Here is a 12,268-nt window from a genome sequence, read left to right on the forward strand (position 1 = left end):
CCCACTCGACAGTTTGTTGTTAAAAGAACACTTGTTGACATTCAGGTTACAAATCGCGTCCAAAACTCTTTAGACTCACCCCACGACTTTAAACGAGAATGATTGGATGCGCAGGTTTACATTGGCTATTTGCTTGACCTTTTGGCTCCCTACGCTAGCCAATGCCCAAAGTTTGCAAGACAAGTGGCAAACTCTGTATCAATTGAGCTGGCAATCATCCCCAATCCTAGTCTCTCAACAAGAGTTGGCTCAGTATCCGAAAGTTCTGCTTCATGAACGTAGCCGCTATCCTGATTTCAACCAATTCAGTTGGGACGACATCGCAGCGTTAGCGTCAATACAAGATCACTGCCGAGCGATTGAAAGCAATAACCCTTCATTAGATGATGCCATCGAGTTTGAGCTCGCTTTGTGTCAGCAGCAAGCATTGGATTCCATTTGGTTTGCAGCACACTCCAAACGACACCCTGCAGGTGGCAGTTTTGCTGATCGTTATTTAGCCGCTTACCCAGATGTGACCGAGCAGATACGCCCATTTTTGAGTCTTACCAACCCGCAGCACCCTTTATATAACCAGCTAGAAAACCTAAGTGCACAAGGCAGAGAAGCACTGCTCAGTGGATACCGAGCTTGGCAACAGGACGATGTGCTTTGGTTAAGTGGCGAACAAGGCTGGAAAGCCATTCCCTTAAATGTTTGGCAACCTATTGCAGAGCGGCAAGAGGTGTCTTTGACGGGTGAAACCTGCACTTTTCGTTACAGCAACGTGTGCTTAAGCGAGCCTAGCAATGACAATCTGATCATGAAAACGTTGATCTTTACATTGCTGTTAACGTTGATTTCCGGCCTAGGTAGAGTCTTATACCTAAGAACAAAACAACGAAAAGAGAGGCAGTTCGTTTTACAGCTTCTTACTCATGAACTGCGCACGCCAATTACTAGCCTTGGTCTAACCGTTGAGATGTTCAGAAATCGTTACGACGATTTTCCCGATGAGACCCAAGGGGCAGTTTGGCGTTTAATCTCGGACTACCAAAGGCTTTCTCAGCTCACCGAAAACAGCAAAGTGTATCTAAGTTCGGATCAGTCTGAACCTTTGTTGAAGCAAAACGCATCATTGGAAGAGTGGCTCGACCATGTCTGCGAAAAGCACAATATTGCTTATCAATGTGAAGCAAGAGATGTTGAACTTAACCTGCCTTATTACTGGCTAACCATCTGTTTAGATAACTTGATCAAGAATGCCAAGCAGCACGGACAAGGCAAGGTTTTAGTTAAAGTCATCCTCGCAGATAAACTGAGAATAGAAGTACAAGATGAGGGTCACTTCCCCTCTTTGATACAACGACTTATTTCAAGAACAACACGGTGCGGCAATCACAAACAAGATAATATGGGCATTGGCCTGACTATTGTCGAACACTTGATGAAACAAGCGAATGGCCGTCTAATCATTCTCCGTAAACCAACCCGATGTATTTTGGAAATCGCTTATGAACACCCTACTGCTGATTGAAGACGACCCACTGCTTGGGCAAGGCCTTGTCAGCTTCTTTGAGTCCAATGGTTATCAATGCCTTTGGGTGCAAGATGCTCAGAGTGCCAGTAAGCTGTGGTTACGAGCCGATCTCGTGGTGCTTGATCGACAACTTGAAGACGGCGACAGCTTGCGACACTTACCTAATTGGTTACTGATCAAAGCTCTACCTGTAATTGTGTTGACCGCCAAAGTTGAAGTTCAACAACGTGTTGAAGGTTTAATGGCAGGCGCCAAAGATTACGTGACTAAGCCATTTTCGAACGATGAATTGCTTGCCAGAGTCATTACGCAGCTTCGTCCGTTAGGTGTTAGCCACTTAAATTACGCAAATATCCAAATCAACTTGTCGGAACGGATCGCTTATCTGGATGAAAGTCCAATCACGTTGAAACCTAAAGAGTTTCAGCTATTGGTACTGTTTATTCAGAACCAAAGTCGTGTGTTTCACCGAGATGAGTTGCTCAATAAAATTTGGGGTTATCAAGCCTTCCCAAGCACAAGAACCGTTGATAACCACATACTGCGTTTACGTCAAAAGCTACCAACGCTAAATCTAGAGACTCATCGTGGCGTTGGTTATCGTTTGGCTGGGGAATCACTATGAAAGTAAGCTCTCTAACAATACTATTCTGTACATTTCCCTTTGCGTGTAATGCGGCTTGGTTTACAGACACGCCATTGCAACACACCTATCAATCACTGCTCGATGATCAACCGCAAGTGGCATGGCAAGAACTGCAAATCGCGCTTGATCAAGCAGAGCTTAATAGTCAGCTTTGGTTACCCGTTAAACAAGAAATCCTGAGTCGGACTCAATGTGGAAGCACTCTTGAACAAAGTGCTACACCCAACGACCACATTCAAGTGAGCTTTATCAAGCGCCACGGTCTTTCATCACAAGGCTATCAGATCAAAGTGTCTGCGGAACAACTCAGCGAAGGGTTAGAAGATCAAACACAACGTATTTCTCTGGTCTCGCCTGATGGGAAAGTGGTTATAGACGGACGACTCAATTCTGATGTCGAATATCAAGAGATCGAAACCAGTGAGATGTTCATCAAACCGGAATCGGGTGTTTATCAGTTAACGATAGGTTCGAACAACTACCCTATTATTGTTGCTTTAGACGACAACAAACGATGGCTAACACTCGAAAGCAAACTCAACGACCCGCACATTGTGGTAACGCCACCCAAGGTGATCGACAACTGCCCGGACACCAATGTGAGTTGGCAATGGTTTGATGAAAACTACGACATGTTAGGTTTCAAGGTACCAATCAAGTCACTTGAAACAACAGTTCCGACAGAAAGTCCTTCGGCAACTAAAGCCAAACATTTGAGTGCATCGGTTGAAATGTTTGAATACCAAGGTGCGATTGAAATCCAATATGTCCAGCGTGTCGCGGTGCCTTTCTAAGTTAAGCTCGCTATACAATGGCATTAAACACCTAAGGGAAAGAATAGAGACATATAGGTGACAAAACACCAACGCGACTTGGGTGTAATGACCGTACTTACCCTTTACGGAATCTAGATATGGTCAACGTTCGTCATCAACTTAATTTTACGTCTTTTACTATTGCGGCTCTATTCACGACTTGTGCGTTCTCGGCAAACGCACAAGATAATCAAATCGCCCTTATCAGCAATAGCCACACCGCCAACACCAACAACACCAACAACACCAACAACACCAACAACATAGTATCGATTTCAACAAAAACATTAGCGATAGATTGGAATGGCTTAAGCGTTAATAGCACAGCTTTGACCGTTGATCGTCAACCTCAAAAAGTTACTCACCTAGTTACAGACTCAAAAGCCAAGGCTTCTTGGACGCTCATGCCGAGCGGAATCAATGTTGAAGCCGAACTTAAGCAAGGTGATCTTCTCGTCCAATTCACCTTACCTTCAAACACACAGGTAAAGCGAAATCACCCCATTGAACTCGTTTGGTTTGACCTAGCAGAACAACAAACTCAGACTCTATTCCTGCCCTTTAGTGAGGGTATGCGCGTGCCGACCAACAACAAGCAATGGGCCAATTACCTAGTCGAAAACCATTCAGGAAGTAACACCACTCAAGACTTAAAAATGCCATTTTGGACGGTACAGCAGAACGATCAATTCATCAGTTATCAGATGATTACCCCAACCAACAACCAATTATTCTTTTCTGATGCATCGTCGGATACGCCCTCTGATAAGAAGACCAAGATTGATATTAGCGCTTCGCACCAATTTACAACGTTGAATCAATCACAGCCTTTTACGGTTCGCATAACACTTGGAGAATCTTGGTTAGATGGGGCCAAACAATACCGAGATTGGCGCATTAAAAATGGACTCTCCGAATCGCTTGTCGAAAAGCAAAAGCGTAGCCCTGACGTGAGCAAGCTAATTGGTGCGAGCCACGTTTATCTGTTTGGTAAAGATTCTTTAAGTATCCAAGATGTGAGCGACTGGTGGGGATTAAAAGCCTGGTATCTAGAGAGCTCTCAGCTAAACATTTCAAGTGAAGCGAAGCGAGAGTTATCCCCTCTGTCTAAAGGCAAAGATTGGTTTAGCCAGTATCACAAACAGCTGCTGTTAGACTCTATTAGCCAGTCATTACAAAGCTTGTATCCTGTTGCAACGCCAACACTTGCTGATAACACCATTAAAACTCAACACACCGCAGCTCAAAGCAAGAAAAGCTGGTTGATTAAGCATGCTTCCTCTTATCTCAATGCACCGGATACTTGGGGGCAAGCCTTATCATCGGATATGATCAACAATCTGAACAAAGCAGGATTAAACAAGCTTTGGTTAGGCTTCGATAACTGGATGCCAGCATTCTATCAACCAAATGCAGTAGAACTCGCTAAGCAATCCGGTTATTTGGTCGGCACTTATGACTCCTACAACACAGCAATACCCGTCAAGTTAAACGACAACTGGCTAACCGCCCAATTACCAAAGCCGATGCGTCAAAGTTGTGCGATTGAAATGGCGGATGGCAGTTTGAAAAAAGGATTTCGAGGAAACGGTTTTTACTTGAATCCGAATTGCCATTTGGATTACGTAAAACAGCGCGCCGTAGACATCATGCGTTTTGGTCACTTCAATAGCCTGTTCCTAGATGTTGATGCGACGGCAATGGCACGTGAAGATTACCGCGATAACACCAGTGAGTCGGATGTACTTTCTGCCTTCAATAACCGAATGCAGTGGTTAAGCGATCAACCAGATTTGGTGCTTGGTTCTGAAGATGGCAATAGCCTGACGACAAAAGGCATCGCGTTTGCACACGGCTTAGAAACGGTCGGCTTTGGTTGGTCAGACAAAGAGATGAAAGAAAACCTCCAATCACCTTATTACTTGGGTCGTTGGTATCCAGACCATAAACCTGACTTTTTCTTCAAGTCCGCTAAGGTCAAAGAACCCTACAAGTCATTGCTGTTTTCGTCTCAATACCGAATTCCGCTGTACCAAGCCGTATTTCACGACGAAGTGATTAACACCCACCACTGGCATTCAGACAGCTTGAAATTCACCAATGTGAAAGCCCATCGTGATTTGACTGCCATGCTTTACAACACGCCAGCCATGGTTCACTTAACACGAGATGAAGCGTTATCGAGTTCAAGCCCAAGGCTTAAGGCTTTGAAGCACTATCAAGATGGATTTGAGCCAATACATGAGCAGCTATGGGATAAACAATTAGTCGACTTCATATGGTTAGACAATAGCGGCAAGGTTCAACAAACCGTGTTTGATGATGGCAGTAAGATCATCGCGAATTTCTCTGACCAAGCGTTTCACCAAAACGGTGTCGATGTTGCGGCAACGTCTATCAAAGCCGTATTAAGTAATGGACAAATCGTAGAGTGGGAACCAGAGCTCAATTGATCGAACTCTTATTGTTTCGCTAGTGAGTTCTTCAGTTCTTTAGCTTTCTATTTCGGACTAAAGAACTGAATACTTGTGTCGCGACTTAAGAGTGGTTAGACAAAAAGCTACTCATGTTTGCGGCTTTGAAATGCCGTGAGTAGATAATCAATGAATACCTTTTTGCGCTTGGGCATCAGTTGTCTGTCGGCATACACCAAGCTTACTGAAACTTCCGGCATCTCATATTCTGGCAATAGACGAACTAACCTACCCGTCTTAAAGTGCTCTCTACAAATAAACTCTGGTAATACCGCTAACCCAAGCCCATCCACACAAGCAGTAAGACACGCAGTAATCGTATTTACTCTCAACTGATATGGTAAATCGATCAATACCGACTCGCCTCCCTCCAACTGCAAATGCCACTTAGGTAAACGAGCGGCTTTATTTACCACTTCAATCAGACGAAATGGAGACTTTAAGTCTGAGGGTGTTTTGATTTCTCCAAACTGTTCCAGATATTCAGGGCTTGCCACAAGCGTTCTTTTTGAAGTGGTGAGATATCGAGAAACCAGACTCGAATCCACCAATTCACCAATTTGCGCGTATAGATCAATACCCTCCGCAATGATGTCGACTTCTCGATTGGTCAATTCCAAATTCAAAGTCACATTCGGGTGCTCTTTTAAGAAACTGTGAATGTATTGCGCTAACACTTGATGCCCAAGTTCGACAGGAAGCACCACATTGAGAGGGCCTCTGATCAAGTCTTGATTGGCAGACACCTCTAACTCAGCTTGGTTCATGATCTCTTGCATCTGCATACTCGACTGATAAAAGCGCTCACCCTCCGGTGTTAACACTAAACTTCGTGTCGAACGAGTGATCAACCTCACACCTAAATGCTGTTCTAACTCTGCCAGTTTTCGGCTGACGGTTGATTTAGTCATGTTGAGCGCTTCGGCGGCATGCGTAAAACTCCCACAATCAACCACTTGTGTAAAAACAGTCACAGCATTCAAGTCCATACTTGTCTCCCAAACTCGCTATTAGTTAGATTTTTGCAACAGTGTTTCTCTCTTTTCCTATCTTATCAATCAATGAGATTCATTTACAATTCGTTACATCTAAATAAAAGCCAAAAGAGAAAGAGAAATGACAGAGAACAACAACGCTTCGCAATCAGTAAGCACAAAAAAACGTAAAAAAGCACCGCTTATTGCTACTGCGATCATGCTGTCATTGGGCTTATCTGGCGCTGGATATTGGTATGGCTATGGCCAGTACTTCGAGTCAACCGACAATGCCTACCTACAAGGCGACATTACCAATATTAGTCCTAAAGTAAGTGGCTATATCGTTAAGTCTTATGTGAGTGATAACCAATCGGTTAAAGAAGGTGATTTGTTGGTTCAAATCGATGACCGTGATTACCAGTCAGCACTCGCTCAAGCCAATGCCCATTTAAGCGTGGTGCAATCAGACGTAAAAAATCTAATGGCACAACAAACGTTACAACGTAGCAAAATTAACCAAGCAGAAAGCCGTGTCGATTCTGCACAAGCTGAATACGAACGTGCTATTCAGCAAGTGGTACGTTCTCGTAGCTTACTTAAACGTAACTACGCGTCTCAAGATGAAGTCGATAGCATGGCTGCACAACAAAAAGTGACTCAAGCAGATCTCGAAGAAGCAAAAGCAAACCTCGTTGCGACCAACGATCAATTAACCGTTATTGCTAGTGAGATAGAACAAGCAAAAGCATCAGTGACTGAAGCTCAAGCGCAAAGAGATCAAGCACAACTTAACCTTGATTACACCAAAGTTTACGCGCCAGCAGACGGTGTAATTGGCAAACGCAGCGTACGTGAAGGCTTGTTGATTCAAGCAGGCGCGCCATTGATGAGTTTAGTACCAAACAACCAAGTGTGGATCGAAGCTAACTTCAAAGAGACACAGCTAAGCGGCATTCATAAAGGTCAATCCGTAGAAGTCGAATTAGATGCCTTCCCGGGACAACCACTCGAAGGCGTTGTAGACAGCTTCTCCCCTGCTACTGGTGCAAAGTTTGCGCTACTGCCGCCAGAAAACGCGACAGGTAACTTCACTAAAATCGTTCAACGTGTACCGGTGAAGATCATCATTCCAGATCAGCAAGAGTTGAAAGGTCGACTGCTTCCTGGTTTGTCTGTGGTAGCGACCATCGATAAACGAGGCTAGACCATGAGTAACGCTGGTGTTGTCACCCACACTAATGATGATGGCGAGGTTTCAAGACGTCATTGGATCGCCCTATTTGGCGGTTTGATTGGCGCGTTTATGGCGATTTTGGATATTCAGATCACCAACTCGTCTCTCAAAGATATTCAAGGTGCGCTATCTGCCACCTTAGATGAAAGCTCGTGGATTTCTACGTCTTATCTAGTCGCAGAGATGATTGCTATCCCACTCAGTGGTTGGCTTTCTAAAGCGCTTGGTAAACGTCGTTATATTACGTGGACGACGGCCATTTTCACCATTTCATCTTTGCTGTGTTCGTTCTCTTGGAATATGACCTCGATGATCGTGTTCCGAGCGATGCAAGGTTTTAGTGGTGGTGCTTTAATCCCGCTTGCTTTCTCGCTAGTGATTCAGCTTTTGCCTGTCAACAAGCGTGCCGTGGGTATGGCATTGTTCGGCGTAACGGCGACGTTTGCTCCGTCTATTGGCCCAACGTTTGGTGGTTGGTTAACCGAGAACTTCTCGTGGCACTATATTTTCTACATTAATATCCCACCCGCTCTACTCGTGATCACCATGATTCGATATGGCTTAGACGATGAAAAGCTCGACCTTGGCACGCTGAAAAAAGCTGACTGGTTTGGTATCGCGACCATGGCGTTAGGGCTCGGTTGTTTGGAAGTGGTACTAGAAGAAGGTAACCGTGAAGAGTGGTTCAGTTCGAGCTTTATCATTGGCCTAAGTATTGTGTCTGCAGTGAGTTTGGTTTATTTCGTGATAAACGAACTCCAACACAAAAAGCCACTCGTGAATTTGCGGCTATTGCGGGATGGGCAGTTTGCTATGTCCTGTATCGCCTATTTGATTCTAGGGATGGCATTGCTCGGCTCTATCTATGTGCTGCCAATGTATCTCACTCAAATTCAACAATATAACGCAATGGAAATTGGTGAAGTCTTGATGTGGATGGGTTTCCCACAACTTCTGATATTCCCAATCGTGCCCAAGCTGACGCAAATCATTAAGCCTAAGTACTTAGTGACCTTTGGTTTCGCGATGTTTGGCTTCAGTTGTTACGTGAATACACATATGACGATTGATTTTGGTGGCCAACAGTTGATCTTGTCCATGGTTCTGCGCGCTATCGGTAGCCCGTTTATTATGGTTCCTCTGTCTTTGGTTGCGATGAAAAACATCAGCAAAATGGACACGCCTGACGCTTCGACCTTAACCAACGTAATGCGTAACTTGGGTGGCGCATTTAGTATCGCGATTATTGCTACGTTGCTAGATAACAAAACGCGCGAGCATTTGGCTCATATCAAAGAGTCTCTGCCTTCAGTGAGCCAATTGGGCTGGCAAACGCTCAAAGATCAACAAGCGTTCTTTATCCAATCAGGAAGTGATGCCGCGACAGCAATGCAACAAGCGCAAGCTAGCTTACTCGGAACCATGCAACGTGACGCCGCTATCATGGCTTATAACGATGTGTTCTTAATGATGACGGCATTCTTAGCATTAGCTGCGGTATTAATCCTTAATATGCGAGATTAGGGTGCTTTGATTTGTTAGAGTAAGCAAAGTTAAATGGCAAAGAACAAAAGAACCAAATAAACCCCACCTTAAGCTTATACATAGTAACTTAGAGAGGGGGTTATTGTTTGGATCTAGCGAATTAACTAAGAATCAATACAATCCATGAGTTCTTTTTCTGTTAAGTAGGCTTCAATAATTTTTGTCGCAGAAAGGTCGATGTCTTCCACGGAAGTATGGCAACTCAACACGGAAAACAACATTGTTTTCAACCCTTTGTAGCCTGATGTTGATGGGTAAAGCGTGCCCTCTTCTTGTAGACGATGCACCACTCTTCCTGTGAGTTCATTACGATATTCCCTATCACCGTTACCAAATTGTGCGGAAAAACGATTAGAGACAACATCATTTAAGATTGTAATCCGATCGACAGCGGCCAGTATTTCAGCCATACGCTGAGCGAGGTCTGTGCAATGATCGATATGTTCAACAATGCCTTCTTTACCTAGCGACTTAAATGCTGCGTATACAGGGACACCGCGCGCTCTTCTAGAAGCAGAGATACCGAAGTTGATTGCGTTTCGGTCTGGTTTTTCCATCGCATCATTCTAATAATCGCCCATATTGCTCCCACCCATCGCTTTCGATAGAGCATCCGCATCTTTGACGATAACCATCCCACTGTCATACGGCATATTGAACCACTTATGCCCATCAGTATCGATCGAGTCTGCTCGCTCAATACCTTTCAGCAAGTGTTTTTGCTTGTCACTCGCAGCAGCCCATAAACCAATAGCACCATCGACATGCAGCCAAGCATTACCGTGCATTGCAATGGCATCAGCCAGATCATTAAACGGGTCAAATGCACCGGAGTCGATACAACCAGCTTGAGCGCAAACGAGCGTTGGACCTTCTAAAGCGGAAATGGTCTGTGTTAAGTTTTCCGGAATAATTCGCAGATTATCATCGGTAGGTACGGTGACGATTGTTTCAAGACCAATACCAATCATTGAAAGTGCACGCTTAATGGTTGAATGAATCTGGTCACTGACAACAACGTTGATACGTGGAGCATCAAATAACCCCTTTGTCACCACATCCCAGCCTGCACGCTCTAACAACGTATTGCGAGCCGTAATCAGTGCCGTATAGATGGCTTCTTGTGCGCCTGATGTAAAACCAACAGCCGTCCCTTTATTCAAGCCGAGTAACTCAACCATCCACTCTGCAGCAGTTTCTTCAACAACCGACATTGCTGGGCTTGATACGTAATAAGGTACATTTTGGTCCCATGCACTCACCAACCAAACGGCGGCCAACGATGCAGGAAATGAGCTACCAATCGCGTACCCAAAGAAACGAGCACCGCCTGAAGCAATAAGGCCAGCATCCACGTTCTCAACCATCTCATCGATGACTATTGATGCTGCCGTCGGTTTCATTGGTAAGCTTCCACCAATAGCTTCACGTAAAAACTGTGACGTTGCGCCTCGATCTACAGGTCTGTCATCCAAAGACTCTAAGTACGAAACAGCATGTTTAAGTGAACTCTCAAGTGGTAAACGGTATTCATTAAAGCGATGTGTCATTGTGTTTTCTCTGTTTAGTAAGCATTCAATAATGTTATTGGATTCAAACATTGAAAAATTGTCATATCGCGCCATGGAGTTTAGATATGTTATCTATCGATTTCCGCCGTACTTCTCCCCTTCAAACTATGTCCTATTTACCCTTGAATCATCACTCTACAGACGATATTAACGCTGGTTCTTGCAAGCTATAGGTTCTCCTGTATCGCGAGGGAGTCATCTTCATTTTCCGTTTAAAGAGTCGAGTAAAGTTTGCAGAATCCCCATAACCGAAACGAGTCGCTATTGTTGTTATTGGCATACGACTGGACTTTAGTAGGTCAGTAATTTCAGTTAAAACAAGCTCTTCCAAAACGTCACTGTATGTGACACCCGCTTTAGTTAACCGTCTCTGAATCGTTCTAGTGCTGATGTCTAAAATATCGGATGCTCTGGATATTGAGAGTTTTCCCGTGGACAAGTAGGGTTTCAAGGCATGTTTGAGGGAGCAAACGAAGTCGCGTGGTATAGGAGATAAACCGTCAAGTTCTGCGGTTGTGTTTCTTTCTTGGATACTCACTTTTTGACTTAGGGTCGCGCTATCTAAACGTAGGGCAGTGACAGAACGGAGAGTAAAAAACTGAATATGGCTTAAGAGTGAACACTTAAAAAAGGATTCGAGATCAGAACTTATAACGGTTGCATATTTTTCGTCAGAGTTGGCTTCTGATAAGGCTGATACCAACTCATCCATAAATATGATTGAGAAGATCTCAGCATACTTAAACCATTTCTGACTAGTACCGTTTTTACGTCGAACTAGCCAATAGTGACCACTGTGGAACACCAATGATATTCTTGCACCACTAGAGTAGCCCGTCAGAATTTCGCAGAAGGCCTCAAGAGCAGATTGGAGAGTAACGTTTCCACTGAGTTTTAACTCGCTTAATATGCTGGGAATATATGACTCTTTACATACCCTTTGAACATTAGCCACAAACAACTCTGCAGATACACTCTCCCCCAATAGTTGAACAAGATTGAGTAAAATGGTTTCAGGCAGATATTCAAGTTTACATGTTTGGATATCAAATGGAGCTTTGACCGTATCAATCAATGAATGAGTTGTAATATCCCTCCCTTTAAAGACATCGCCAAAATGATGAACACAGTCTGTTCTAACCAAAGGTATTTCATAATTATTATTTTGCATATTCTTTAGGATATTACTAACAAGAATTAGATAATAATCATATGTATAGCGCCATACTAGCCACTACGCGACATAAGGAAATTTAGTCTAATGCCCTGCTTTACTTACCTTTTAACTACGAATTGATCACCCGATTAAACTAACAACAAAACATATTTATTCCCCTCGTATGTTTTATAGAATCTCACCGCATTTGGTAGACAAAATTAGCCTCTACACATCAACCAGCGCTTGGGAGTTAATATTCTTTAATTACCAATCATAGACTGAACCTTAAGCATTAAGTTTTGCATAAATCCCGTCTAACGTAATGTTT

The 12,268-nt window shown here is 43.8% G+C and carries 8 protein-coding genes and 1 pseudogene; 6 read left to right on the forward strand and 3 right to left on the reverse strand.

Going from position 1 to position 12,268, the window contains the following annotated elements; translation table 11 throughout:
• Positions 1-106 precede the first annotated feature (106 nt).
• From ED652_RS17480 to ED652_RS17495, 4 genes are all read left to right on the forward strand, one after another.
• Entirely contained in the window at positions 107-1,516 is a 1,410-nt protein-coding gene (locus tag ED652_RS17480) for a DUF3404 domain-containing protein (protein ID WP_122055630.1), read from the forward strand.
• A complete protein-coding gene (locus tag ED652_RS17485; protein ID WP_122055631.1) occupies positions 1,494-2,144 on the forward strand; it encodes a response regulator transcription factor in 651 nt (216 codons plus the stop codon). Before ED652_RS17480 ends, ED652_RS17485 begins: the two co-directional genes overlap by 23 nt.
• Entirely contained in the window at positions 2,141-2,959 is an 819-nt protein-coding gene (locus ED652_RS17490; protein WP_122055632.1) for a DUF2861 family protein, read from the forward strand. The genes ED652_RS17485 and ED652_RS17490 overlap by 4 nt, the downstream gene beginning before the upstream one ends.
• Before the next feature lie 119 nt (positions 2,960-3,078).
• Positions 3,079-5,433 (forward strand): glycoside hydrolase, encoded by a 2,355-nt coding sequence (locus tag ED652_RS17495; RefSeq protein WP_122055633.1) that lies wholly within the window; start codon positions 3,079-3,081, stop codon positions 5,431-5,433.
• 107 nt (positions 5,434-5,540) lie between these two features.
• On the opposite strand, the gene ED652_RS17500 is transcribed toward ED652_RS17495, so the two are convergent.
• On the reverse strand, positions 5,541-6,443 hold the full coding sequence (locus ED652_RS17500; protein ID WP_017105947.1) for a LysR family transcriptional regulator: 903 nt from the start codon (positions 6,441-6,443) through the stop codon (positions 5,541-5,543).
• A 127-nt stretch (positions 6,444-6,570) separates the two neighbouring features.
• On the opposite strand from ED652_RS17500, the gene ED652_RS17505 reads away from it, so the two are divergent.
• Complete coding sequence (locus ED652_RS17505; protein WP_122055634.1) at positions 6,571-7,635, forward strand: HlyD family secretion protein; 1,065 nt, start codon at positions 6,571-6,573, stop codon at positions 7,633-7,635.
• 3 nt (positions 7,636-7,638) lie between these two features.
• Complete coding sequence (locus tag ED652_RS17510) at positions 7,639-9,189, forward strand: DHA2 family efflux MFS transporter permease subunit (protein ID WP_065112940.1); 1,551 nt, start codon at positions 7,639-7,641, stop codon at positions 9,187-9,189.
• 125 nt (positions 9,190-9,314) lie between these two features.
• On the opposite strand, the pseudogene ED652_RS17515 reads toward ED652_RS17510, so the two are convergent.
• Both ED652_RS17515 and ED652_RS17520 read right to left on the reverse strand, forming a co-directional pair.
• Positions 9,315-10,760 (reverse strand): annotated as a pseudogene (locus ED652_RS17515) (aspartate aminotransferase family protein).
• Between the two features lie 151 nt (positions 10,761-10,911).
• Positions 10,912-11,952 (reverse strand): AraC family transcriptional regulator, encoded by a 1,041-nt coding sequence (locus ED652_RS17520; protein WP_122055635.1) that lies wholly within the window; start codon positions 11,950-11,952, stop codon positions 10,912-10,914.
• Between the last annotated feature and the right edge of the window lie 316 nt (positions 11,953-12,268).

This window comes from Vibrio sp. Evd11, from assembly GCF_900382755.1.
Classification (GTDB): Bacteria; Pseudomonadota; Gammaproteobacteria; order Enterobacterales; family Vibrionaceae; genus Vibrio; species Vibrio lentus.

Bases quoted from the DNA above. Each gene is read 5' to 3' on its own strand.
- ED652_RS17480 (WP_122055630.1), top strand. From the start codon at position 107: ATGCGCAGGTTTACATTGGCTATTTGCTTGACCTTTTGGCTCCCTACG.
- ED652_RS17485 (WP_122055631.1), top strand. From the start codon at position 1,494: ATGAACACCCTACTGCTGATTGAAGACGACCCACTGCTTGGGCAAGGC.
- ED652_RS17490 (WP_122055632.1), top strand. From the start codon at position 2,141: ATGAAAGTAAGCTCTCTAACAATACTATTCTGTACATTTCCCTTTGCG.
- ED652_RS17495 (WP_122055633.1), top strand. From the start codon at position 3,079: ATGGTCAACGTTCGTCATCAACTTAATTTTACGTCTTTTACTATTGCG.
- ED652_RS17500 (WP_017105947.1), bottom strand. From the start codon at position 6,443: ATGGACTTGAATGCTGTGACTGTTTTTACACAAGTGGTTGATTGTGGG.
- ED652_RS17505 (WP_122055634.1), top strand. From the start codon at position 6,571: ATGACAGAGAACAACAACGCTTCGCAATCAGTAAGCACAAAAAAACGT.
- ED652_RS17510 (WP_065112940.1), top strand. From the start codon at position 7,639: ATGAGTAACGCTGGTGTTGTCACCCACACTAATGATGATGGCGAGGTT.
- ED652_RS17520 (WP_122055635.1), bottom strand. From the start codon at position 11,952: ATGCAAAATAATAATTATGAAATACCTTTGGTTAGAACAGACTGTGTT.